Source organism: Arthrobacter sp. 4R501, from assembly GCF_002929755.1.
Classification (GTDB): domain Bacteria; phylum Actinomycetota; class Actinomycetes; order Actinomycetales; family Micrococcaceae; genus Arthrobacter.
This window is the reverse complement of the sequence record NZ_PJIW01000005.1, coordinates 53,453-77,423: the sequence shown is the minus strand read 5'-3', so window position 1 is coordinate 77,423 and position 23,971 is coordinate 53,453. Positions and strand designations below refer to the sequence as shown.

Annotated in this window: 24 protein-coding genes and 1 riboswitch; of the genes, 16 read left to right on the top strand and 8 right to left on the bottom strand. The window is 65.8% G+C overall.

The genetic code is table 11. The features are described 5' to 3' along the window. The first annotated feature begins 77 nt into the window (after nt 1–77). Nucleotides 78–560, top strand: coding sequence for a Fur family transcriptional regulator (locus CXR02_RS05920; RefSeq protein ID WP_258060841.1), 483 nt, complete (start codon nt 78–80; stop codon nt 558–560). 44 nt (nt 561–604) lie between these two features. On the opposite strand, the gene CXR02_RS05915 is transcribed toward CXR02_RS05920, so the two are convergent. From CXR02_RS05915 to CXR02_RS05895, 5 genes are all read right to left on the bottom strand, one after another. Beyond that, nucleotides 605–1,480: a metal ABC transporter permease gene (locus CXR02_RS05915; RefSeq protein ID WP_104061146.1), complete on the bottom strand. Its 876-nt coding sequence runs from the start codon at nt 1,478–1,480 to the stop codon at nt 605–607. Further along, nucleotides 1,480–2,295 carry a metal ABC transporter ATP-binding protein gene (locus CXR02_RS05910; RefSeq protein WP_104061145.1) on the bottom strand — a complete coding sequence of 272 codons (816 nt, stop codon included), beginning with the start codon at nt 2,293–2,295 and terminating at the stop codon, nt 1,480–1,482. Before CXR02_RS05910 ends, CXR02_RS05915 begins: the two co-directional genes overlap by 1 nt. Beyond that, the gene (locus tag CXR02_RS05905; RefSeq protein WP_104061144.1) at nt 2,292–3,290 is read right to left on the bottom strand and encodes a metal ABC transporter solute-binding protein, Zn/Mn family; all 999 of its coding nucleotides are present in this window, start codon (nt 3,288–3,290) and stop codon (nt 2,292–2,294) included. The genes CXR02_RS05910 and CXR02_RS05905 overlap by 4 nt, the downstream gene beginning before the upstream one ends. A 115-nt stretch (nt 3,291–3,405) precedes the next feature. Then, nucleotides 3,406–4,476 (bottom strand): hemolysin family protein, encoded by a 1,071-nt coding sequence (locus tag CXR02_RS05900; protein WP_104061143.1) that lies wholly within the window; start codon nt 4,474–4,476, stop codon nt 3,406–3,408. Beyond that, nucleotides 4,473–5,807: a hemolysin family protein gene (locus CXR02_RS05895; RefSeq protein WP_104061142.1), complete on the bottom strand. Its 1,335-nt coding sequence runs from the start codon at nt 5,805–5,807 to the stop codon at nt 4,473–4,475. The genes CXR02_RS05900 and CXR02_RS05895 overlap by 4 nt, the downstream gene beginning before the upstream one ends. Before the next feature lie 500 nt (nt 5,808–6,307). Between CXR02_RS05895 and CXR02_RS05890 the strand changes: the two genes are divergently transcribed. The 4 genes from CXR02_RS05890 to CXR02_RS05875 all read left to right on the top strand — a co-directional run bounded on the left by CXR02_RS05890 (nt 6,308) and on the right by CXR02_RS05875 (nt 12,384). After that, nucleotides 6,308–10,108, top strand: coding sequence for a multifunctional oxoglutarate decarboxylase/oxoglutarate dehydrogenase thiamine pyrophosphate-binding subunit/dihydrolipoyllysine-residue succinyltransferase subunit (locus CXR02_RS05890; protein ID WP_104061141.1), 3,801 nt, complete (start codon nt 6,308–6,310; stop codon nt 10,106–10,108). A 121-nt stretch (nt 10,109–10,229) separates the two neighbouring features. Further along, nucleotides 10,230–10,829 (top strand): GDSL-type esterase/lipase family protein, encoded by a 600-nt coding sequence (locus CXR02_RS05885; protein ID WP_099093407.1) that lies wholly within the window; start codon nt 10,230–10,232, stop codon nt 10,827–10,829. A 101-nt stretch (nt 10,830–10,930) separates the two neighbouring features. Further along, entirely contained in the window at nt 10,931–11,773 is an 843-nt protein-coding gene (locus tag CXR02_RS05880; protein ID WP_104061140.1) for a hypothetical protein, read from the top strand. Next, entirely contained in the window at nt 11,773–12,384 is a 612-nt protein-coding gene (locus tag CXR02_RS05875; RefSeq protein ID WP_104061139.1) for a PadR family transcriptional regulator, read from the top strand. Before CXR02_RS05880 ends, CXR02_RS05875 begins: the two co-directional genes overlap by 1 nt. A 394-nt stretch (nt 12,385–12,778) precedes the next feature. On the opposite strand, the gene rsrA is transcribed toward CXR02_RS05875, so the two are convergent. Both rsrA and CXR02_RS05860 read right to left on the bottom strand, forming a co-directional pair. Then, nucleotides 12,779–13,039 (bottom strand): mycothiol system anti-sigma-R factor, encoded by a 261-nt coding sequence (gene rsrA, locus CXR02_RS05865; RefSeq protein ID WP_104061138.1) that lies wholly within the window; start codon nt 13,037–13,039, stop codon nt 12,779–12,781. Further along, complete coding sequence (locus CXR02_RS05860; RefSeq protein ID WP_104061283.1) at nt 13,036–13,845, bottom strand: sigma-70 family RNA polymerase sigma factor; 810 nt, start codon at nt 13,843–13,845, stop codon at nt 13,036–13,038. Before CXR02_RS05860 ends, rsrA begins: the two co-directional genes overlap by 4 nt. 316 nt (nt 13,846–14,161) lie before the next feature. On the opposite strand from CXR02_RS05860, the gene CXR02_RS05855 reads away from it, so the two are divergent. The 11 genes from CXR02_RS05855 to CXR02_RS22315 all read left to right on the top strand — a co-directional run bounded on the left by CXR02_RS05855 (nt 14,162) and on the right by CXR02_RS22315 (nt 22,903). After that, a complete protein-coding gene (locus CXR02_RS05855; RefSeq protein ID WP_056343291.1) occupies nt 14,162–14,698 on the top strand; it encodes a DoxX family protein in 537 nt (178 codons plus the stop codon). 6 nt (nt 14,699–14,704) lie between these two features. Next, on the top strand, nt 14,705–16,105 hold the full coding sequence (gene aroA / locus CXR02_RS05850; RefSeq protein WP_104061137.1) for a 3-phosphoshikimate 1-carboxyvinyltransferase: 1,401 nt from the start codon (nt 14,705–14,707) through the stop codon (nt 16,103–16,105). Then, on the top strand, nt 16,089–17,204 hold the full coding sequence (rsgA, locus tag CXR02_RS05845) for a ribosome small subunit-dependent GTPase A (RefSeq protein WP_058931974.1): 1,116 nt from the start codon (nt 16,089–16,091) through the stop codon (nt 17,202–17,204). Before aroA ends, rsgA begins: the two co-directional genes overlap by 17 nt. Before the next feature lie 52 nt (nt 17,205–17,256). Further along, on the top strand, nt 17,257–18,069 hold the full coding sequence (gene hisN, locus CXR02_RS05840) for a histidinol-phosphatase (RefSeq protein ID WP_104061136.1): 813 nt from the start codon (nt 17,257–17,259) through the stop codon (nt 18,067–18,069). Between the two features lie 159 nt (nt 18,070–18,228). Further along, nucleotides 18,229–18,342: riboswitch (SAM riboswitch) on the top strand. A gap of 35 nt (nt 18,343–18,377) precedes the next feature. Next, nucleotides 18,378–19,817, top strand: coding sequence for an aminotransferase class V-fold PLP-dependent enzyme (locus CXR02_RS05835; protein WP_104061135.1), 1,440 nt, complete (start codon nt 18,378–18,380; stop codon nt 19,815–19,817). A gap of 121 nt (nt 19,818–19,938) precedes the next feature. Beyond that, nucleotides 19,939–20,697, top strand: a complete 759-nt coding sequence (locus CXR02_RS05830; RefSeq protein WP_104061134.1) for a class I SAM-dependent methyltransferase — start codon at nt 19,939–19,941, stop codon at nt 20,695–20,697. A gap of 31 nt (nt 20,698–20,728) precedes the next feature. After that, complete coding sequence (locus CXR02_RS05825; protein WP_104061133.1) at nt 20,729–21,442, top strand: metal-dependent transcriptional regulator; 714 nt, start codon at nt 20,729–20,731, stop codon at nt 21,440–21,442. Further along, nucleotides 21,443–21,877: a CrcB family protein gene (locus CXR02_RS05820; protein WP_104061132.1), complete on the top strand. Its 435-nt coding sequence runs from the start codon at nt 21,443–21,445 to the stop codon at nt 21,875–21,877. Then, a complete protein-coding gene (locus CXR02_RS05815; RefSeq protein ID WP_104061131.1) occupies nt 21,877–22,272 on the top strand; it encodes a CrcB family protein in 396 nt (131 codons plus the stop codon). Before CXR02_RS05820 ends, CXR02_RS05815 begins: the two co-directional genes overlap by 1 nt. A 43-nt stretch (nt 22,273–22,315) precedes the next feature. Beyond that, nucleotides 22,316–22,684: a hypothetical protein gene (locus CXR02_RS05810; protein ID WP_056343264.1), complete on the top strand. Its 369-nt coding sequence runs from the start codon at nt 22,316–22,318 to the stop codon at nt 22,682–22,684. Nucleotides 22,685–22,765: 81 nt separating this feature from the next. Beyond that, nucleotides 22,766–22,903 (top strand): hypothetical protein, encoded by a 138-nt coding sequence (locus tag CXR02_RS22315; protein WP_167349845.1) that lies wholly within the window; start codon nt 22,766–22,768, stop codon nt 22,901–22,903. Nucleotides 22,904–22,907: 4 nt separating this feature from the next. Here CXR02_RS22315 and CXR02_RS05805 read toward each other — a convergent pair whose 3' ends face one another. Then, on the bottom strand, nt 22,908–23,885 hold the full coding sequence (locus CXR02_RS05805; RefSeq protein WP_104061130.1) for a S1C family serine protease: 978 nt from the start codon (nt 23,883–23,885) through the stop codon (nt 22,908–22,910). Between the last annotated feature and the right edge of the window lie 86 nt (nt 23,886–23,971).

Genomic DNA, 23,971 nt, shown 5'->3' with positions numbered 1-23,971 from the left:
CAAGGGGCGTCCGGCTGTTCAGCCCAGGCTGGTAATCTTGATGATTGCCACCGTCCCTCAGGGAAGCGAGTACCTTCATGCCGTTCGGCACCAAAGCTGACGCCACGCCGTCGACCGCTGCATCCGGCGCAGGCACCGTTAGTGTGCCCGGCAAGGAGCAGCGCGTCACCAAGCAGCGTGTGGCCGTCAGCGCTGCCCTGGACGAGCTGGATGACTTCGTCAGCACGCAGGAGCTCTACCGCATCCTGCAGAACAGGGGCGTCTCAGTTTCCCTGGCAACGGCGTACAGGATCCTGCAGTCCCTCGCCGACGAGGGCCTCGTGGACGTGCTGCGCAACGGCGAGGGCGAAGCCGTTTACCGGCGCTGTGCCGTGACCGGGCACCACCATCACCTGCTGTGCCGCAACTGCGGGAAGGCCGTGGAAGTCGAGGCCCCGGCGGTGGAAACCTGGGCCGCTCGGATCGCCACCGAACATGGCTACAGCGAGGTGGCGCACACCGTGGAGATCTTCGGCCTGTGCCCGGAGTGCACAGCCCTCAGGGCCGCCGGCAAGCTCTGACGGCCTGCGCCGCCGCAACCTGAAGCATCCCGCGTATGCCCGTGTCAGCGGGCGTGCACCAGCCGGCCGTTGATGCCCTTCTTGGCCCGGACACTGCCGACGGTGCGGCACACCACGTAGATCAGGAATGACAGCGTGGTGACGTAGGGGCTGATGGGGATCCGGCCGCCCAGGGCCAGCAGGATTCCGCCCACCGTGGCCGTGACGGCGAAAAGAACACTGAGCGCCACGACGGCCACGGGAGCGGACGTCACGCGGAGCGCCGCGGCTGCCGGGGTGATCAGCAATGCGAGCACCAGGAGCGCCCCCACCACCTGGATGGATAGCGCAACGCTGACTCCCAGCAGAACCATAAAGATCAGCGCGAGCGTCCGTACGGGCACCCCGCGGGCTTCTGCCAGTTCGGGATCAACGCTGGCAAAGTTCAGCGGGCGCCAGATGGCTGCCAGGGCTGCGATGACCAGCACAGCGGCGCCGGCAAGGACCTGGAGCTGGACGGTGTCCACGGACACGATCTGCCCCGTGAGCAGGCCGAATTTGTTGGCGGCCCGGCCTTCGTAGAGCGACAGAAACAGGATGCCGAGCCCCAGGCCGAAGGGCATGATGACCCCGATGATGGAGTTTTTGTCCCGGGCCCGGACGCCCATCAGGCCCAGGAGCAGCGCAGCCGCCACCGAGCCGATGAGCGAGCCAAACACGATGTCCGAGCCGATCAGGAGCGCAAACGCCGCCCCGGCGAAGGAGAGCTCGGAAATGCCGTGGACGGCGAAGGCCAAGTCCCGTTTCATCACGAAGGTGCCCACCAGCCCGCCCAACAGGCCCAACACAGCCCCGGCCCAGATCGAGTTCTGGACCAGCACCAGCAGCTCGCCGTAGTTCTCAAAGCTGAAGATCGCTCCGATGATGCTGTCCGCATCCATCAGGCCACCTCCCCCACCGTGGCGTGGAAATCGGCATGGTGGTGCGTGGTCGCGTCAGGCAGGCCGACGACGACGATGCGCCCGTTCGCGTGGATGACTTCCACGTGGCTGCCATAGAGTTCAGACAGGACTTCGGTGGTCATGACCTCTTCCGGGGTCCCCACCCGGAACCGCCCGCCCGCAAGGTACAGCACCCGGTCAACGTAATCGATGATGGGGTTGATTTCGTGGGTGACAAAAACCACCGCGCTGTTCTGGGCGTGGCACTGCTTGTTGATCAGCGCACTGACGGCCTGCTGGTGGTGCAGGTCCAGGGACAGCAGGGGTTCGTCGCAGAGGAGGACCTTGGGGTCCGTGGCCAGCGCCTGGGCCACCCGGAGGCGCTGCTGCTCACCGCCGGAGAGCTGGCCCACCGGGACTTTGGCGTAGTCACTGGCACCCACCAGTTCCAGGAGCTCATCGATCCTGCGGTTTGCCCGGGACTTGCCCAGCCGCAGCCCCCAGCGGTGGCCGTCCACTCCGAGCCCCACCAGGTCCCGGGCACGCATGGGGGTGTCCGGAGCAAAGGATTTCTGCTGCGGAATGTAGCCGATCAGGTTGCTGCCCCGCTCCACGGGACGGTCGCCAAGGGTGGCCCGGCCGGACTGCAGTTCCTGCAGGCCCAGGAGAACCTTGAGGAAACTGGTCTTTCCGCTGCCGTTGGGGCCCAGGACGGCGAAAAACTCGCCGGGCTTGATGTCCAGGTCGAGATCCTCCCAGAGCAAGCGTTTGCCGAACTGCAGGGACGCCCCGCGGAGGCTGACCACCGGTTTCAACTATTTCTCTCCAAAACTTTGCTGACGTTGTCAACATTGTCCGTCATCCACTGCAGGTACGTCTTGCCTTCGGGCAGGGTTTCGCTGAAGTCAATGACGGGAACGCCGACTGCTTCGGCTGCCTTTTTCAGCGCCTGTGTCTGGGGTCCCTCTGTCTGCGCGTTGTAGGCGAGGAACCTGATGTCCTTGGATCCCGCCAGGTCCGTGGCTGCTTTCAGCACCGCGGGCGGAACGTCCGAGCCTTCCTCGATCGCGGCGGTGTAGTCGGCCGGAGTCTTGTTCTCCAGCCCGGCTGCCTCGAGCAGGTACAGCGGGACAGGTTCGGTCACGGCCACGGCTGCGCCTGTTCCGTTGGCCTTCAGCGCGGCGAGCTTGACGGCCAGGCCGTCCACCCCAGCTTTGAAGGTTGCGGCATTGGAAGTGAACAGGGCCGCGGATTCCGGTTCGAGTTCACCCAGTTTTGCCGCCAGTGAATCAGCGAGCTTACCCATGGCATCCAGGCTGTACCAGGCGTGCTCGTTGAACTCACCGTGCTCGTGGTGGTGGCCGTCAGCTGACTCGCTCGCCGCCGACGGCGAATCGGTGTGGCCTTCCTCCGGAGCCAGGCCAGCCACTTCGACGGCCGTGACGATATTGCTGTGCGGGATGTTGCTGTCGTCGGCCATCTTGTGGAGGAAGGCGTCGTAGCCGCCGCCGTTCTCGACCACCAGTTCCGCTTTGGACACCAGCAGCCGGTCCTGCGCGGTGGCCTCGTACGAATGCGGGTCCTGGCTGGTCTTGGTGATGATGGAGGTGACGTTGACTTTGTCCCCGCCGATGATCGCGGCGATGTCCCCGTACACGTTGGTGGACGCCACCACCTCGACGACGCCGGCGGATGACTGCGGGCCGGACGTCGCCGACGGTGCACCGCCTCCGGAGCCGCAGGCGGTGAGCAGCAGGCTCAGGCCGGCGAGGGCTGCGAGGGACGTTCGGATGGCGGCGGGGTGGCGCACGGAAACCTCAGTTCAGTACAGGGATGGACTTTTGCGTCTCCAAAAAGCTTACCCCTAAATGTGAATGATTCCTATTTAGGATAGCCGGGCCGGGCCCGTGCGGACCCGGGCGCGCTCAGTCACCGTTCGGCTCGCCCAGCCTCCTGATGCCGGTGGCCTGCGTGGCGTCCCGGATCTCTCCCACCAGCTGCTCGATCACGTCTTCCAGGAAGAGGACGCCGTGGGTCTGCCCGTCCGTGCCGATCACGCGGGCCAGGTGTGAGCCCGTGCGCTGCATGACGGACATGGCCGTTTCAACTTCGTCGGCCAGCGCGAGGTTGGCCAGCGAACGGATCCTGCTCTCCGCGATGGGGTGTTGGTAGTCCGACTCGGGAATGGACAGCACATCCTTCACGTGGAGGTACCCCGACAGCATGCCGTCATCGTCCAGCATCGGGAACCTCGAAAAACCGGTCCTGCTGACGGCTTTTTCAAACTCCACCGGTGTGGTGGCCGCCTTCAGCATGACCAGGTCGTCCAGCGGAACCATGATGTCCGACGCCGTGTATTCGGAAAATTCCAGGGCGCCGGTGATCAGTCCCGCGTCATCATCCACCAGCCCGTGACGGGTGGATTCCTGCACGATCGACTGAACCTCTTCGAGGGTAAAGGACGAGTTCACCTCATCCTTGGGCTCAATCCGCAGCAGCTTGAGGATGTGGTTGGCGGACCAGTTCAGCGCGACGATGGCCGGGTTGACCAGCTTCGCAACAAACATCAGCGGCGGCGCCAGCAGCAAGGCAGCCTTGTCCGCCACCGATACCGAAATGTTCTTCGGCACCATCTCGCCGAATGTCACGTGGAGGAAGGTTACCACCATCAGGGCAATGCCGAACGCCGCGACGTCGGCAACTTCCACCGGCAGCCCGACAGCTTCCAGGGGAGCCGCCAAGAGGTGGTGGATGGCCGGTTCGGCCACCTGCAGGATCAGCAGCGAGCACACGGTGATGCCCAACTGCGCACAGGCAAGCATCAATGAGACGTTCTCCATAGCGCGCAACGTGGTCTGTGCCCGCATGGAACCGGCCTCGGCCAGTGGTTCGATCTGGCTGCGCCTGGCCGACATTACGGCGAACTCGGCGCCGACAAAAAACGCGTTACCCAGCAGGAGGACAACCAGCCAGGCAATTCCGGCCCAGTCACTCATCGTTCACTCCCGTCTTCCGGAGCAGGCTCCGCTTCAGGCGCCGCCGGATGGAAGGAGATCCGCTCGATCCTTCGGCCGTCCATCCTGGTCACGCTCAGCGTGCCTCCGCCTACGTCGACGGTGTCCCCCACGGCGGCGATCCGGCCCAGTTCACTCATGACGTACCCGCCCACGGTTTCGTAGGCGGCTTCGTCCGGAACAGTCAGCCCCGGGATCTGTTCGGAAAGCTCATCGGGGCGCAGCAACCCGGGAAAGTACCAGTCCCCGGAGGCGCTCTGGAGCAGTCCCGGGCGTACCTTGTCGTGCTCGTCGGACACTTCACCGACGATTTCCTCCACCAGGTCCTCAAGGGTGGCGATGCCTGCGGTTCCGCCGTATTCATCCAGGACAATCGCGAGCTGGAGGTTTCCCTCGCGCAGCTCGGCCAGGAGGGCATCGAGGTGGATGGTCTCCGGCACGCGGAGGACATCGGTCATGATGGCCCCGGCCTCCAGGTTGGCCCGCCGGTCCCACGGCACGGCAACGGCCTTCTTGACGTGGACCAGGCCCTTGATGTCGTCGGAGGACTCCCCGATGACGGGGAAACGGGAGTACCCGGTGCGCCGGGCGGCGTCCAGGATCTCCGAGACAGGCTGGTCGGCGTCGATGGTTTCCATCCGGATCCGGGGCGTCATAACGTCGGCGGCCGTCCGGGCCGAGAAGTTCAGGGTGCGGGCCACAAAGTTGGCCGTCCCGGCGTCGAGCGTTCCCATGGCGGCGGAGCGCCGCACCAGGGAGGCGAGCTCGGCCGGTGTCCGGGCACCGGAAATTTCTTCCTTGGCCTCCAGGCCAAAGACGTTCAGTACCTTGTTGGAAAAGCCGTTGAGCACCACGATGGCCGGCTTGAAGATGGCCGTAAAGACCAGCTGCGGCCGCGCCAATGCTTTGCCGACCTGGAAGGACAGCGCAATGGCCATGTTCTTGGGCACCAGTTCGCCAAGCAGCATGGACAGCAGCGTGGCCAGCACCATGGCGATGACCAGGGAAACGGATGCCGCCGCCACCTCGGGAATTCCGACGGCGGCCAGCGGGCCCTCGAGGAGGCGGCCCACCGACGGTTCCATCACGTAACCGGTCAGGAGGGTGGTGAGGGTAATGCCGAGCTGACAGCTGGAAAGCTGGGTTGAGAGGGATTTCAGGCACTTGAGCAGCGGGACGGCACCGGTGTCACCGTTATCGATGGCACGTTGGACCGTGGCCTGGTCAAGGGCAATCAGGGAAAATTCGACGGCGACGAAAAAGCCGGTGCCGGCGATCAGCAGGAGGCCTGCCGCGAGGAGCAACCACTCCATTCAGCATCCCGCCCGAAAGCCGGGAGAAATTGTGTGAAGCCGGGGGAAACGGACCGGCGGAGGATGATCGGCCGAAGCCGACGCTGTTTCCATAGGGGCTCCGCCGGGGTGGGCTGACGGAGAATGATGGGCGCGTGTTCGGGGTTTGCCGGCTCTGCGGGTGGACTGCGCGGTGCTGTACGTCGTGCTCCGCTGACAGCCCCCAGGCCGGCACCTAGATTTACTGTCCATAAGAAGTTCAGTCTACAGGAGCAGATTGCGCCTTTCGGATGGCCGCACTGAGGTCACGGCGCACCCGCGCCGGGACGGTTTCCGGACGCCACAATCCGCGATCTCCGCGTCATGGCCATGATTTGGGTCACCGTTATTGGCAGTTAACACAGAATGCTCATTAGACTGGCAACGGTCCGGGTTCAGGACGCAGAGACTGGTTCGAATGTTGTGCTGCGGCACCGTGGCGGCCAGAGAGAAATCAAACTCATGGAAGAGGCGTATTTCAAGTGCCAGAGCAGCCTAGCCACCGTCTACCAGAGGAATTTGGCGGAAACGAGTGGCTCGTTGACGAACTGTACGAGCAGTATCAGAAAGACAAGAACACGGTGGATACCAAATGGTGGCCCCTGTTCGAGTCCTTCGATTCAGGCAGCGGTTCTTCTTCCAACGGAAGCACGGCGGTAGCCGTGGCCCACCCAGCAACCCGCGAAATGCCGGCTGTACCGGCGGCACCTCCGGCTTCTGCAACTGCTGCACCGGCAACGTCGCCGGCCGCTCAGCCCGCAGCGCCAGCCACCGCCCCCGCGGCGGCAAAGAAAGCTCCCGCTACGGTCGCCCGCGATGGCGCGAAGAAGACCGAGCCCGGAACCGGCGCCCAGCCGATTCCCGCCCAGCTTCCCAAGAACGTCAAGGCACCCACTGCTCCGGAAGAGGACGTGGTCTCCGTTCTTCGTGGCCCGGCCAAGGCCATCGCCACCAACATGGTCACCAGCCTTGAGGTCCCCACGGCCACCAGCGTCCGGGCTATTCCGGCCAAGCTGTTGATCGATAACCGCGTGGTCATCAACTCCAACCTGGCCCGTGCACGCGGCGGCAAGGTTTCCTTCACGCACCTCATCGGCTACGCCGTGATCCGGGCACTCGCCCAGTTCCCCTCCATGAACGTCTACTACGACGAAATCGACGGCAAGCCCAGCGCCATCCAGCCGGCCCACGTCAACTTCGGCATCGCCATTGACATGCCCAAGCCGGACGGCACCCGCCTGCTTATGGTGCCCAACATCAAGAAGGCGGAGACCCTCAACTTCTCCGAGTTCTGGCACACCTATGAAGACCTGATCAAGCGGGCCCGCGCCGGCAAGCTGACCGCCGATGACCACTCCGGCACCACGGTGTCCCTGACCAACCCCGGCGGCATCGGCACCGTTCACTCCGTGCCGCGCCTGTCCAAGGGGCAGGCCGCCATCATCGGCGTCGGCGCGCTGGACTACCCGGCCGAGTTCCAGGGCGCCAGCGAAAAGATCATTGCGCAGAACGCCATCAGCAAGGTCCTCACGCTGACATCCACCTATGACCACCGCGTCATCCAGGGAGCCGGCAGCGGCGAGTTCCTGAAGCTTGTGCACCAGCTGCTGCTCGGTGCCCAGAACTTCTACGACGAAATCTTCGAGTCCCTCCGCATCCCGTACGAGCCCGTTCGCTGGAGCCCGGACCTGCAGGTGGACCCTGCCGACCAGATCAACAAGGTTGCCCGGATCCAGCAGCTGATCCACTCCTACCGTGTGCGCGGCCACTTGATGGCAGACACCGATCCCCTGGAGTACGTCCAGCGCAAGCACCCGGACCTTGACGTCCTCACCTATGGGCTGACCCTGTGGGACCTGGACCGTGAGTGGCCCACCGGCGGTTTCGGCGGCGCGCCCATGCTCAAGTTCCGCGACATCCTCGGCGTCCTCCGTGATGCCTACTGCCGCACCACCGGCATCGAGTACATGCACATCCAGGAGCCGGAGGAACGCAAGTGGTTCCAGGACCAGCTGGAGCACCCTTACTCGAAGCCGAGCCGCGAAGAGCAGCTGCGCATTGTGTCCCGGCTCAACGCGGCCGAAGCGTTTGAGACCTTCCTGCAGACCAAATTCGTCGGCCAGAAGCGCTTCTCGCTGGAAGGCGGCGAATCCCTGATTCCGCTGCTCGACGCCATCATTTCCGATGCCGCCGACGACGGACTGGACGAGGTTGCAATCGGCATGGCCCACCGCGGCCGCCTGAACGTCCTCACCAACATCGCCGGCAAGACCTACGCCCAGGTGTTCCGCGAATTCGAAGGCACCCAGGATCCCCGCTCGGTGCAGGGCTCCGGCGACGTGAAGTACCACCTCGGTACCGAAGGCACGTTTACATCGGAAAGCGGCAACGAGACCAAGGTCTACCTCGCCGCCAACCCGTCCCACCTCGAGGCTGTCGACTCGGTGCTCGAAGGCATCGTCCGCGCCAAGCAGGACCGCCTGGACCAGGGCGAGGCCTTCCCGGTCCTGCCCCTGATGGTCCACGGCGACGCTGCATTCGCAGGCCAGGGCGTGGTTGCCGAGACACTGAACCTGTCCCAGCTGCGCGGCTACCGGACCGGCGGCACCATCCACGTGGTGGTCAACAACCAGGTGGGCTTCACCACTGCGCCATCGTCGTCGCGTTCATCCACGTACTCCACGGACGTCGCCAAGATGATCCAGGCACCGGTGTTCCACGTGAACGGTGACGATCCCGAGGCCGTGGTGCGCATTGCCCAGCTCGCCTACGAGTTCCGCCAGCGTTTCCACAAGGACGTTGTGATCGACATGGTGTGCTACCGCCGCCGTGGCCACAACGAGGGTGACGACCCCTCGATGACCCAGCCCATGATGTACAACCTGATCGAAGCCAAGCGCTCCGTCCGCAAGCTGTACACCGAGGCACTCATCGGCCGTGGCGACATCACCGAGGAAGAAGCGGAGCAGCTGCTCCGCGACTACCAGGAACGGCTGGAGCGGGTCTTCGCCGAAACGCACGCGGCCCAGACCTCGCCCATCCCGATCATCACCGCGGACTCCGCCGCCGTCTCCGACATTGAGCGTCCCATCGCCCAGCAGGCTGACTCCGGCACCAACGCCCCGGCGTCCACTGCCATTTCGCCGGAGACCCTCGCACACATCGGCAAGGCCCACGTCCAGATCCCCGAGGGCTTCACCGTCCACGCCAAGCTCAAGCAGCTCCTCGAAAAGCGCGAGCAGATGTCCCGCGAAGGCGGCATCGACTGGGGCTTTGGCGAGATCGCGGCCTTCGGATCGCTGATCATGGAAGGCGTTCCCGTCCGGCTTGCCGGCCAGGACTCGCGCCGCGGCACGTTTGTGCAGCGCCACGCGGTGTTCCACGACCGCGCCAACGGCGGCGAGTGGCTGCCCCTGGGCCACCTCTCGGATGACCAGGCGAAGCTGTGGATCTACGACTCCCTGTTGTCCGAATACGCGGCCATGGGCTTCGAATACGGCTACTCGGTGGAACGCCCGGATGCCCTGGTGCTGTGGGAAGCGCAGTTCGGTGACTTCGTCAACGGCGCGCAGACCATCATCGATGAGTTCATCTCCTCGGCCGAGCAGAAGTGGGGCCAGCGCTCCTCCCTGGTCCTGATGCTGCCGCACGGCTACGAAGGCCAGGGCCCGGACCACTCGTCGGCACGCATCGAACGCTTCCTGCTGATGTGCGCCGAAGAGAACATGATCGTCGCCAACCCCACCACGGCGGCCTCACACTTCCACCTGCTGCGCCGCCAGGCGTACAGCCGGCCGCGCAAGCCGCTGATCATCTTCACGCCGAAGCAGCTGCTGCGCCTCAAGGCAGCCGCGTCGTCCGTCGAGGACTTCACCACGGGCTCCTTCCGCCCCGTCATCGGTGACCACGAGCCGCTGGCGGCAGACGCCGTCGAACGCGTACTGCTGGTCTCCGGCCGCCTGTACTACGATCTCCTGTCCACCCGGCAGAAGACCGGTGACAAGACCACCGCGATTGTCCGCGTGGAGCAGCTTTACCCGCTGCCGCACGGAGAAATCGCAGCGGAACTGGCCAAGTACCCGAACGCGGAGGTTGTCTGGGCACAGGACGAGCCCGCCAACCAGGGACCGTGGCCGTTTATGGGCCTGAACCTCCCGGAGGCGCTGGACCGGCGCGTCCGCCTGGTGTCGCGTCCCGCATCGGCCTCCACGGCGGCCGGCTCCATGAAGCGACACGCAGCTGAGCAGGATTCACTGCTGAAGCAGGCATTTGCACGGAAGTAGTCCCAGTGGCTGCCCGGCCGGACGTCGAAATACCAGACTCCGGCCGGGCAGTTCTGTTTAATGAAGATGGATCATAGCCACGCCGATTGGCCTGAATCGGCACGGACGTAAAGAGGGACTTGTGGAAGACAGGAAGCTGCGGATCGCAGCTGTTGGAGATGAACTGCTGGCCGGGCTGGGCGATCCCAGGGCCCTCGGCTGGCTGGGCCGCGTGTTGGCCCGCACTCCGCAGGACGGCATGGTCATGGAAGCGTATGCCCTCCCCTGTCCCCAGGAAGGAACGGAGGGGCTGGCTGCCCGCTGGCAGGAGGAGGCCGGGCGGCGGTTCGGTGACCAGCACGAGAACCGCCTGGTGATCGGCCTTTCGGGCCGGGACATCGAGTTCGGCCTGTCCACCGCCCGGAGCCGCCTGAACCTGGCCAACATCCTGGATACCGCCACGCAGAACCGGATCGAGGTGTTTGTGGTGGGCCCGCCGCCCACGCTGGACCCGGTACAGAACCGCCGGCTCGCCGATCTGAACACAGCCTTCGCTGACGTCACCACCAGGCGCAAGCACCTCTATGTGGACACGTTCTCCCCGCTGCTGAACCACGAACAGTGGCGCCAGGACCTTGCGGCCAACACCGGCACGCCCGGGCAGGCGGGCTATGGCTTGATGGCCTGGCTGGTCCTCCACCGTGGCTGGTTCCAATGGCTGGGTATGGACGCCCCCGAGTAAGCATCCCCAACCCTTCCAGTCGCGATATATCTTGACTGCTTCCGGCGGTCCGTTATATCTTGGAATATCAGTCACGATATATCGCGGTTTTGGAGGATTTCATGACAGAGGACAGCTGGACCGTCACTGGTCCGCAAACCATCGACGTTGACCACGTCAGGTCGCTAAAGCTGGGCATGGTCCGCGGCCGGTTCGACGTCGTCACCCATGCCGACGCCGTTGCCCGCGTGGAGATCAACGACGTCCAGGGCGATCCCGTGTCGGTGACACTGACGGACGGCAGGCTTGAGGTCCGCCATCAGCTGCACGGCCCGCAGGGCTGGTTCAAGAACCTGATGGGCACGGTCAACCACAACAGCAATAACTCAGCGGTTATCAGTATTGCGCTGCCTGCCGGCGTCGAGGTGGAGGCCGGTACGGTCAGCGGCGATGGCCTTGTGTCCGGAATCAGCGGGCACACGCGGCTCAATACCGTTTCAGGTTCTGTGATGGCAGACGGCACATCCGGGGAACTTCACGTCAACACCGTCAGCGGCGAGGTCATCGCGCGAAACCACGACGGCGTCCTGACCGCCAAGAGTGTCTCCGGCGAGGTCACCGCATCCGGCCGGTTCAGCAACATCCGGGCTCACACGGTCAGCGGCGACATGAGTTTTGACCTGCTCGGCTTTACCCACGACTTCGGTGCCAATTCAGTCTCCGGCGACCTCACCATCAGGCTGCCGCACGACGTCGGGGTGGACATCGTGGCGAAGTCTGCCAGCGGCGTTGTGGTGATTGATGACCAGCAGTACTCGCAGCCCGGAGGCAAGGTGGAAACCATTGCCGGACCGGACGGGAAACTGATGCTGGTCCGGACCAACTCGGTGTCCGGCAAAACGTCCATCTTCCATGGCCAGCCGGCCCGCAGTGACGACGCAAGTAGCCCGGAAGCGGGGCACTGATGCCTCCGGTGTTCGCCCACGGCGCGCTCCGGCTGTACCTGCTCGCACTGCTGGAGTCGGGGCCTAAGCATGGCTATGAACTGATCAAAGCCCTCAGCGAACGATTCGGCGGCACCTACTCCCCAAGCGCGGGAACCATCTATCCGCGGCTGGGGAAGCTGGAGGAAGAAGGGCTCGTCGCCACCGAGCCTGTTGGCCGCCGCACCAACTACCGCATCACCGCGGCGGGGCTTGCCGAACTCAACAAGCGCCGTGAGGAACTCGCCGGAGTCGAGAACGACATTTCCGCTTCCGTCCGCCGCCTGGCAGACAACCTGCGGGCGGATATCCGCGCCAACATGCGTGGGTTGCGGGCAGACCTGGCAGCCACCGCAGAGGCGGCCCGTTCCACGGCGCGGGCCGCCGATTTCAGGAAAGCCGGCCGCCAGTCTTCGGAAGGGTTCCGGGAGCTGAAGGAAGCGGAGATGCTGCTGCAGGCGTTCCGGGACGACCTGCGCGTGGAACTGCGGCTGCAGGCAACCCGGCAACCGCTCAGCGCCGTCACGCTGGAAACTGTCAGGACCGTGCTGGACCAAGCGCGCATCTCCATCCGCAACTCACTGCCCGGCTGAGCAGCGCGGCTGCACTGCCCGGCCGAGCCGCCCGGCTGCGCCGCCGGATCGGTGTTGCCCCCGGTCACAGCCCGTTTCGGTTTCGCGGCGTGTCCCATGGTGTGGGAGACTTGAGGGCAGCTCTTTTGAGTACCAACATTTAAGGAGGCCAGCTATGAGCAAGCGTGCACGTAAACGTCGTGACCGTAAGCGTGGCGGCGCGAACCACGGGAAGCGCCCCAACGCCTAAGCTAAAGCTTGGAAAACGGTTTAAGCGAAGGACCCCGGAAGCCACATGGCTTCCGGGGTCCTTCGTCTTTGCACTGGTCTTTCACGCCTGCGGTACTGCGGACGGGCATCGACGCAGCCAGGCGTCCCCGCGGTCAGGTGTCCCTTCAGACGGCTACCGCTTGTGTCAGGCGTCCACCGGGCGGATGGAGTGGATCCGGTCCAAAATGGCGTTCTTCAGGTTTTCCGGAGCGGCCTCGGTGCACGAGCGCTTCACCAGGTTGCGGATCACGCACTCGAGGTCGTACTGCTCGGTGCACTCAGGGCACTCATCAAGGTGGGTCTTGATTTCCGTGATGTCCTGGCGGGTCAACGCCCCGTCGAGGTATTCGTAGATGCGTTGCATCCGGGCGTCATCGCAGTCGCCCAATCCCTGGCAGTCGCTCATTTCCTGTTCTCCTGTTTTGTGGTCGCGGCCGTGTCCTGTGATTCGACGGCGCCTTTGAATCCTCGTTCGGCGGCATAGTCCGCCAGCATGTCCCGCAACATTTTCCGGCCGCGGTGGAGCCGGGACATCACTGTCCCGATGGGCGTGTTCATGATGTCCGAGATCTCCTTGTACGCGAAGCCTTCGACATCGGCGAAGTACACCGCCAGCCGGAACTCCTCGGGAATGGCCTGCAGCGCCCGTTTGACGTCCGAGTCCGGCAGGTGGTCCAGCGCCTCAGCCTCGGCCGAGCGCAGGCCGCGGGACGTGTGCGACTCCGCCCTGGCCAGCTGCCAGTCCTCGATGGTGTCCGAGTTCGACTGCAGCGGTTCGCGCTGCCGCTTCCGGTAAAGGTTGATGTACGTGTTGGTCAGGATCCGGTACAGCCAGGCCTTGAGGTTGGTTCCCGGCTTGTACTGATGGAACGCGGAGAACGCCTTCGTGTAGGCCTCCTGGACCAGGTCTTCCGCATCAGCGGGGTTCCTGGCCATACGCATGGCGGCCGAGTAGAGCTGATCCACGTACTGCATGGCATCACGCTCAAAACGGACCCGGCGTTCTTCCGCTGATTCGGTGGCCACATCCACAGGTTGCTCGGCGGGCCCAGGCTCAGCGGGCACAGGGACATCCGCTTCAGGCTGCGCGTCTGCCGGCCGCGAGTCACTCCCTGCCGGCGCGTCGCTGCTGGCATTGGCTTCGCTGCTTGTTTTGGCTTCTCGTTCGGAGGCCTCATACATGGCCTCGAGGGCCGGATCCAGGGTGCTCATTGCGTTCAAGTCTACTGTGACGGCCTTGGCGCGCGACGTACCGTACTCCGGAGGATCGGATTCCAGAGTCTGCAGTGCTACGGATCCGGCGGGCTCCGTCCCGTCCTTCAGTAACCTCAAGGGCAACTCCAGTCTGTGTCAGGCCATAATGTTCCAGGCAAATACCTGCCGGGCAATCCATGATGAGTCAATTCGTCCGGTGTTCGGCGGACCCGCAAACCATAACCGCTGGCGGCAGGCAAATATTCCCCAAAAGTGCAAGACTAGAACGGACTCCGCCGCATCCGGTGCGGTTCGTCCAGCCAGGAGGAAACCCATGTCCTTTGTCCGTACTCTCGCCCGCCCCATGCTGGCTTCCAGTTTCGTAGTCGCCGGACTGGACAAGCTGAAGAACGCCGATGACACCGCCACCCAGCTTTCGCCGCTCCTGCAGAAGGCAGCCGCGTCGTTGCCGTTCCAGGCCGACGAAAAGATGCTGGCCCGGGTGATCGGCGGAACGCAGGTGGGTGCCGGCGTGCTGTTCGGCCTGGGCAAGTTCAGCCGCCTCTCGGCAACACTGCTAACTGTCATCTCGCTCCTGAACACCTTTGTGGAATGGCGCAGCGCGGACATCAGCACCAAGGAAGGCCGAGAAGCCCGCCGGAACCAGCTGCTCAAGAACATTTCCCTCAGCGGCGGCGCCCTGCTGGCCTCGGTGGACACCGCCGGCAAGCCGGGCCTGGCCTGGCGCGCCGAGCACCTCGCCGCGGACGCCCGGAAGAGCGCCGCCGGCGCCCGCAAGACCACCGGCCAAAAGCTTCACAAGGCAGACAAGGCCGTGCGCCGCGCCGTCGAACACGCAACGGGGGCGTAAGGACGGATGACCGGTTCCACCCCGCCCGCAGCCACCGACTCTCACAGCTCCACCGGCACCGTTCCGCACTGGCCGGCCCCCTTCGCCAGCAGGCCCATCAACGCCACCGTCACGGTGCCGGGTTCAAAATCCCTGACCAACCGGTTCCTGGTCCTGGCCGCGCTGGCTGACGGGCCGTCCCGCCTCCGCGCCCCCCTGCATTCCCGGGACTCTGCATTGATGATCGACGCCCTCCGCCAGTTGGGAGCCACCATCACGGAGGTGCCCGGCGACGGCGCGTTCGGGCCGGACCTTGAGGTCCTGCCCCTGAGCCAGGAGGCGCCGTCGTCACGGACGCACATTGACTGCGGCCTCGCCGGAACAGTGATGCGGTTTGTTCCGCCGCTTGCGGCGTTGCGCAACGGCGTGAGCGTGTTCGACGGCGACCCCCACGCCCGGAAGCGTCCCATGGGCACCATCATCGAGGCCCTGAAAGCTCTCGGGGTGGCCCTGACCGCGGACGACGGCGGGACCCCCTCGTCGCTGCCGTTCACGGTGGAAGGCACCGGGGAAGTCCGGGGCGGCCACCTGGTGATCGATGCCAGTGCGTCGTCACAGTTCGTCTCGGCCCTCCTGCTGGTCGGCGCCAGGTTTACCGACGGACTCCACCTTGAACACGTGGGCAAACCGGTGCCGAGCCTGGACCACATCAACATGACCGTTGCCGTACTCCGCGGCGTCGGTGTATCAGTTGACGATTCCGTGCCCAACCACTGGGTAGTGCCACCGGGCCCCATCCGCGCCTTTGACCAGCGCATTGAGCAGGACCTCTCCAACGCCGGCCCGTTCCTGGCCGCCGCGCTGGCCTCCGGCGGCACCGTCCGGATCCCGGACTGGCCCGCCGGCACCACCCAGGTGGGAGACCTCTGGCGCAGCATCCTGGCGGACATGGGCGCGGACGTCAGCCTGGCTGACGGCGTCCTGACCGTCACGGGCGGGCCAGAGATCAAGGGTGCGCATTTTGACGAAACCAGCGAACTCGCCCCCACCGTGGCGGCCCTCTGCGCCCTGGCCAGCGGACCTTCACGGCTGACCGGCATCGCGCACCTTCGCGGCCACGAGACGGACCGGTTGGCCGCGCTGGTCACCGAAATCAACCGCCTCGGCGGCGACGCGGAGGAGACCAGCGACGGCCTGGTGATCCGCCCGGCAAAGCTGCACGCCGGCGTCGTCCACAGCTACGCGGACCACAGGATGGCCACCGCCGGTGCCATCCTCGGCCTCGCGGTGCCGGGCATCGAAGTCCAGGACATCGCTACGACTGCCAAGACCATGCCGGAATTCCCGCAGATGTGGGCCGACATGCTGGCCCAGGGCGCTGCTGCCGACAAGCGCGTGGAAGGTCCCGCTGGTGGCACGCAGCACTGATTCCTGGGACGAGTCCGACGTCCGGATCCGGCCCAGCAAAAAGGGCTCCCGGCCGCGCACGAAGGACCGCCCTAGCCACGACGACGCCGTCACGGGCCGCATCATCACCGTGGACCGCGGCCGGTACACCGCCGTCGTCGGCGAAGACTCGGGCGACGAGCGGATCATCATCGCAGCCAGGGCCCGCGAACTCCGCCGCTCCCCCGTGGTTGCCGGCGACTTCGTTTCCCTCGTTGGAGATGTCTCCGGGGAACCCGACACGCTGGCCCGCCTCGTCCGGATCCAGGACCGCAGGACCCTGCTGCGCCGCAGCGCCGATGACACTGATCCGATCGAGCGTGCGGTGGTGGCCAACGCAGATCAGCTGGTGGTGGTGGTGGCCGCCGCAAACCCGGAGCCGCGCACAGGCTTCATCGACCGCGCCCTGGTGGCCGCTTACGACGCCGGCATTGAGCCGCTGCTGCTCGTCACCAAGGCGGACGTCAAGGATCCGGCGGAACTGCTGTCCAACTACGAGCACCTGGACTTCCCGGTGATCATCAGCCGCACGTCGGACTCCGAAGCCTCAGGTATCGATGCCCGCTCCGACGACGGCCTCTCGGCCCGCCTGGACAGTGACGCTGTTTCGCAGCTCCGCGCGTACCTCGAGGGCAAGGTCTCCGTGATGCTGGGTCATTCCGGCGTGGGCAAGTCAACCATGGTCAATGCGCTCACCGGGGCCGAACGGGCCACCGGGGGTGTAAACGCGGTGACCGGCCGCGGCCGCCACACGTCGTCGTCGGCCCTAGCCCTGAAGCTGACCGGGGCTCCCGCCGGAAGCTGGATCATCGACACCCCTGGCATCCGTTCGTTCGGCCTGGCCCACGTGGACCCGGACCGGATCCTGCGGTCCTTCCCGGACCTGGAGCCGGGTACGGATGCCTGCGAGCGTGGCTGCAAGCACAACACCGCGGCCGTCAACTGCGGCGTGGATGCCTGGGTGTCCGCCGGCCACGCGGGCCCCACCGGCCCGGCCCGGCTCGCGTCCCTGCGGCGGCTGCTGGGCACGGATCCCCGCCTGGTGGGCCAGGAAACCAAGGAACTAGGCAGCATCGGCTAGACGGAACGCCGATGTCCCCAACACTGCGGCCCTGAGACGGTAGTTTGGAACCATGATCCAACCCGCTTCGAGCTACAACGATGACTTGCGCCTTGCCCATGTGCTGGCAGATTCCGTGGATGACCAGACCATGAGCCGCTTCAAGGCACTGGACCTCCGCATCGAGACCAAGCCGGACCTGACGCCGGTAACGGACGCGGACAAGTCCGCGGAGGAAGCCATCCGCGGCCAGCTGTCCCGCTCGCGTCCGCGCGACGCCGTGCTGGGCGAGGAATTCGGCAGTTCGGGCCATGGCTCCCGACGCTGGATCATTGATCCCATCGACGGCACCAAGAACTTTGTCCGCGGCGTCCCGGTTTGGGCCACCCTGATCGCCCTCGTGGACGAAGGCGAACCCGTGGTGGGAGTGGTCAGCGCGCCCGCGCTGGGCAAACGCTGGTGGGCCGCCAAGGGTTCCGGCGCGTACATGGGCAAGTCCCTCGCCGCCGCAACGCGGCTCCGCGTCTCGGACGTCTCCAAACTTTCGGATGCCTCCCTGTCCTACTCCAGCCTGGGCGGCTGGAAGGAACGCGGCAACCTGGACGAGTTCCTGGGCCTGACCGAGGACGTGTGGCGCACGCGCGCCTACGGCGATTTCTGGTCCTACTGCATGGTGGCCGAAGGTTCCGTGGACATTGCCTGCGAGCCCGAACTGAACCTGTACGACATGGCTGCCCTGGTGCCCATCGTGGTGGAAGCCGGCGGCCGTTTCACCTCCTTGGAGGGACAGGACGGGCCCTTCGGCGGCAACGCCCTGGCCACGAACTCCATCCTGCACTCAGAGGTGCTCAAGCGGCTGAACCCGGATCTGGACGATCTCCTCTAGGCGCTTTCTTCGAACTATCGACGGCGGACGCCTCCTCAAGGGGGCGTCCGCCGTCGTATCTTCGACAAATGAGGCTGTTCCTCAAACGCGCGTAACAAAGTCCTTAACATTGGGCCGAGCTTCCTTTCTGCAGCGGCGGATGTTCTACGCTTCTTAACAGGTCACGAGTGCCAGCGCTAAACCCCGGTTTGCTGGCCGGCAACCCTCCATTCGCGGTGGGGTGCCCCGGGTGACGACCAGGCCGGTCCGGAATGGACACGGCAAGCGCGGATTCCCGTTACCGGGAGTCCTTTTAGAGTGAGGTCTCCGTGACAACTGCCACCGTCTCCCCCAACACTGTTTCTCCCAGCAACACTGCCGCCGCCAAGGCCGCTGCGGTGTTCAACGATGCCGCCGCCGTTGCCGGCCGCCCCCTCTCTGCCGTCACCGGCGCGGAAATCCAGGCACCGCTGATCCAGGGCGGCCACATCCGGTACGCAAACCTGGACTACGGCGCGTCCGCTCCCGCCCTCTCCGTGGTGTCGGCCTACCTCAACGAGATCCTGCCGTTCTACGCCAGCGTCCATCGCGGCGCCGGCTACGCATCGCAGATCAGCACCTCCGTCTATGAGAACGCCCGGGACATCGTGCGCGACTTTGTGGGCGGACGCCCGGACGACTCAGTCATCTTCACCCGGAACACCACCGACTCGCTGAACCTGCTGGCGGGTTGCCTGCCGGCGACGGACGGGCGGCCTAATGGCGATGTCCTCTACCTGGACATCGAACACCACGCCAACCTCCTGCCGTGGCAGGGAGTCCCGCACCGCAGCGTCGTCGCCGCGGACACCATCGTGGGGACCCTCGAGGTCCTCCGCGCCGAACTTGAGCAGGGCAACGTCAGCCTCCTCGCGGTCACGGGCGCCTCCAACGTCACCGGCGAGATCCTCCCGATCAGGGCCCTGGCCGCCCTCGCCCATGAGTACGGGGCGCGGATCGTGGTGGACGCCGCGCAGCTGGCGCCGCACCGGCGCATCAATATCAGCACAGACGACGTCGACTACCTCGCCTTCTCCGGGCACAAGCTCTACGCGCCCTTCGGCTCCGGCGTCCTGGTGGGCCGCACCGACTGGCTCGACGCCGGCACGCCCCACCTGGCCGGCGGCGGCGCCGTCCGCGAGGCAAGGCTCGACGGCGTCAGCTGGGCCACCGGTCCGGCCCGGCACGAGGGCGGCTCCCCCAACGTCCTCGGCGCGGCCACGCTGGCCCGCGCCACCCAGGTCATCGCGTCCCTGGACCACGCCCGCTGGCACGCCCACGAGGCGGCCATCAGGTCATTCCTGGTGGAAGGGCTCGGGAGGATCGACGGCGTCACCGTGCACCAGATCTTCTCGGACACGGACGCCGAAACGGGCACCATCGGCGTGGTGAACTTCTCCGTGGCAGGGTACGACGCCGGGCTTGTGGCCGCGTACCTGTCGGCCGAGCATGGCGTTGGCCTCCGGGACGGCCGCTTCTGCGCGCACCCGCTGCTCAAGCGCCTCGGCATTCCCTCCGGTTCCCTGCGGGCCAGCTTCGGCGTGGGCTCACGGCTGGAGGATGCCCAGCGGCTCCTTGCCGGCCTGGAGCAACTCCGCCGGACCGGCCTGGGCTGGGACTACGTGGTGGACGCGGGACGCTGGGTTCCGGCCAACGACACCCGCACGTACCCTCACTGGGCTCCCAACACCCCGGGCACCGCCGGCGCGGCTCCGTGCCTTGACGACTGACTGACGCTTTCCTCCCCTGGTTCCTGACCTGGCTGCCACGTGACCGCCGCCTGATCCAGGGGCTGCGGCCCATGCGGTAAATTCGAAGGATACCGATGGGCACAGTTGAAGGAGGCCGCACGTGGCACGGGGTGGCCCCAGACTTGAGCACGGACGCCGCCTGGAGCTCGGACAGAGTTTCCAGGACGGCGGCGAACACTACCAGCGCGTACGCCCTGGCTACCCTGCCGACTCAGCGGACTGGCTGATCCCTGCCGGGGCCGCGGACGCCGTGGACGTGGGGGCCGGAACCGGCAAGTTCACCGCTCTTCTGCTGGAACGCAGCCTGGCGGTTTCCGCCGTGGATCCGTCGCCGGACATGCTCGAACAGCTGCGGGCCCAGCACGCGGCGGCGGACGCGACGCAGGGGACGGCAGAGGCGACGGGACTCGCTGACTCCTCGTTCGACGTCGTAAGCGTGGCGCAGGCCTGGCACTGGTGCGATCCGCTGCCGGCGAGCACCGAACTGGCGCGGATCCTGCGGCCCGGCGGAACGCTGGGGCTGATCTGGAACCAGCTGGACACGTCCGTTCCGTGGGTGCACCGGTTGTCCCGCATCATGCACGCGGGCGACGTCTACAAGCCCGGGTTCCGCCCGGTGGTGGGGCCGGAGTTTGAAGGCCTCGAGAGCCATGTGACGCGGTGGGAGGACAGCCTCAGCACGGCGGACATCATGGAACTGACGAAGTCCCGCAGCTACTACCTGCGCGCCGGCGAAGCCACGCGCGGCAAGGTCCTCGCCAACCTCGATTGGTACCTGCACAAACACCTGGGGCACGCCGCCGAAGAGGAGATCAGCCTGCCGTACCTGACGTTGACGTGGCGGGCCACGAAGGCGTGACGGGCGCTGACCACCGGGTAGGCTTGGAAACGTGAAGACCAGCGCGCCCTCCTCCTCGATCGAGGACTACGTCAAGGTCATCTACGGCTTCACGGAGTGGCAGGACAAACCCATCACGTCCTCCCAGCTCGCGCAGCGCCTGGGGGTGGCCAATTCCTCGGTCTCGGAGATGGTCCGCAAGCTTAAGGACCAGGGCCTCGTGGACCACAAGCCATACAGCGCCATCACCCTGACAGACTCCGGGGTCCGGCTGGCATTGTCCATGGTGCGCCGGCACCGGCTCATTGAGACCTACCTGGTGCAGGAGCTCGGTTACAGCTGGGACGAAGTCCACGACGAAGCCGAACTGCTGGAGCACGCGGTGTCGGACACGTTTATTGAGCGCATGTCGGCAAAGCTGGGCAACCCGCAACGCGACCCGCACGGTGACCCGATCCCCTCCGCGGACGGCACGGTGCTGCTGCCAGCAGCGCATCTGCTCGGCGAACTCGATCCCGGACATACCGGCCGGATCACCCGCATCAGCGACGAGAACCCTGATCTGCTGCGGTATCTTTCGGCCGAGGAAATTGACCTCGACGACGAGGTGGAGGTAGTGGGCCGTAAGCCGTTTGGCGGAGCGCTGGTGGTGCGGATCAGCAACGCCGGCAGGAAGCGGGACTACGATCTCGCGGATGAAGTCACCGCGGCGCTCTGGGTCCACAGCGACCACCCCCACACCGGCTGCACCCTCAGCGACCGCTGAATGACGAACGCCCGCGTTCCGCACTGGCGGGCATGGCTGGCCGTGGCGGCAGGCGGCCTGGCCGGAACGGAACTCCGGTACGGGTTGGGACTCGCCTTTCCGGAAACCGTGGGGGCAATGCCCTGGACCACCCTGGGAATCAACGTCACCGGAAGTTTTGTGCTGGCTGCCCTCACTACGGTCTGGATGGCCCGGCCGCAGACGGCATTCTGGCTCCGCGCCGGCCTGGGGCCCGGATTCCTGGGCTCGTTCACCACGTTCTCAGCAGTCGTTTTCTCGAGTGACCAGCTGTCCAGGGCCGGCGAACATCCCGTGTGGATTGCGTACCTGGGGCTGTCCCTGCTGCTGGGACTGGGCGGCGCGGCCGGTGGCTGGCGGACCGGACGGCTGCTCACCGACCGGCTGCAGGGTGACCGGGCGGGGACAGCGCCGTGATGGGCGCTGTCCTGGTGGGAGTGTTCGGCATGGCGGGCGCCCTGCTGCGCTTCGCCGTCGACAGCTGGTTCGCCCACCGCGAGGGGCTCCGCACGGCCGTCAGCCCGAGCGGCAGGCCGCGGCACTGGCCGTGGGCCACGCTCACCGTCAACGTCACCGGGTGCCTGATCATCGGACTGTCCATCGGCATGACCGGACGGCTCGGCCTTGCCCCCGAGTGGCAGACCGCTGTCGCCACCGGCCTGGCGGGCGGGCTCACCACGTTCAGCTCCTGGACCACCGCCACGGTGCGGCTCCTGAGCGAGTCGCGGTTCGGTGCCGCCGCCCTGAACGTCGGCGCCAACCTGGCCGCCGGATTTGCCGCGGCGGCTGTGGGCATCGCACTGGCGTCGTAAGGGACTCAAACAGGTTTGTCCCGGTCCCGTATCGTTGACTCTGATGATTAGCAGACGCGACGCGGCAATTGCCCTTGATGTACCGATGGAAATGGCCCAGCGCCATGGCATCCCGAAACGACTGACCGAGGCGGAGCTGGGCGAAATCCTGGACAACCCACCGGCATGGCTGATCCAGTCGCGGGCCAACCGGACCGGCAAGCGTCCGGTCTGGGTGCACCTGGAATGTGCCGTCTGCGGCTACGAGGAAGCGGCCCGGCCCAAAAAATGGTGGCCGGAATTCACGTATGTGGTGTGCGAGCACCATGCCCCGGACGAGGTGCCGCCGCTGCGGCCGGGCCTCATCAGGAGCGAGTTCGACGGCGTCGGTACCCGTTTCGTGGGCATCGCGGACGTTGCAGTTCCGGACTGATTCGGGGCATTACATTCGGGGCTGAACAGGCGTATTTTACGAAGTGGGACGCAGCCCGTCCCACGTCGTAAGGAGCATGCCATGCCGGACAAGTCACCACACCAGCAGCTGCACAAGAAGCCGGTCAAAACCATCAAGGAAAAACGCGCGGAAAAGAAGGCCAAGAGCCCGGTTGAAGGCCCGCAGGACCCGGTAGCGCACCTGAAGAAGCGCCGGTAGCGGTTTACCCGTTCCCGGCCATCTCTTCGGGCACTGCCACAATGTCCACTTCCTGGCCGTCCCTCAGCGCTCGGATCGGCAGCGGCTTGCCGATCGCATCGGCGAACAGCAGCTTCTGCAGGCTCTCGGCGTTGCTGACGGGGCGGCTTCCGGCTGTCAGGATGACGTCACCCGCCCGCAGGCCCCCGCGGTCTGCAGGCGAACCGGCCAGAACCTCCACCACGCGCAGCCCGTCCCGCTGTCCCGTCCTGATCACCGCGCTGGCATTGAGCCGGAAAGGTGTGCTGACCACGCCGAGATAAGCCCGCCTGACACGGCCGTCCTTCAGCAGCGCTGAGATGATGCGCCGCGTGGTGGTGTTGATGGGCACGGCCAGGCCCAGCCCGGCTCCGGCCACTGCGGTGTTGATTCCCACGATGCGGCCGTGCGTATCGGCCAGTGCTCCGCCGGAACTGCCGGCATTGAGTGCCGCGTCGGTCTGGATGACGTCCTCGATCACGCGCCGGTTGCCACTGGACCACACCGGAATGGCACGGCCCAGGCCGCTGACCACACCCGCTGTAACTGATCCGGCCAGGCCCAGCGGGTTTCCCACCGCAATGACCAGCTGGCCCACCCGCAACGTCTCGGCATCGCCGAACTGCGCCGGGGCCACTTTCGGTGCCCTGCCGTGGACCACCGCGAGGTCGGACAAAGGATCCGCCCCCACCAGTTCAAGATCGGTCCGGCTGCCGTCAGCAAAGGCGGCATGGCCTTGATGGGTGCCGGCCACCACATGCGAATTGGTGAGCAGGTAGCCGTCTTCAGTGAAGAGCACCGCCGAGCCTGCCCCCATGCGGAACCGGCCGTTACGGCGGTTGCCGGTCATTTCAATGGCCGCAACATGCGGGGTGACCGTCTCAGCCACGCGCATTACGGTCTCCGAATACGAGTCCAGCGGACCGTCGTCGGCCGCTGCATTGGGTTCCCGCGCCTGTTCCATGGCACACCTCCTCGCTGGCGTTGCTGCCCCCGGCTTCCAGACCTGCTGCTGCGCCGGAGCTTACTGGGGACAACCACGCGGTGGCG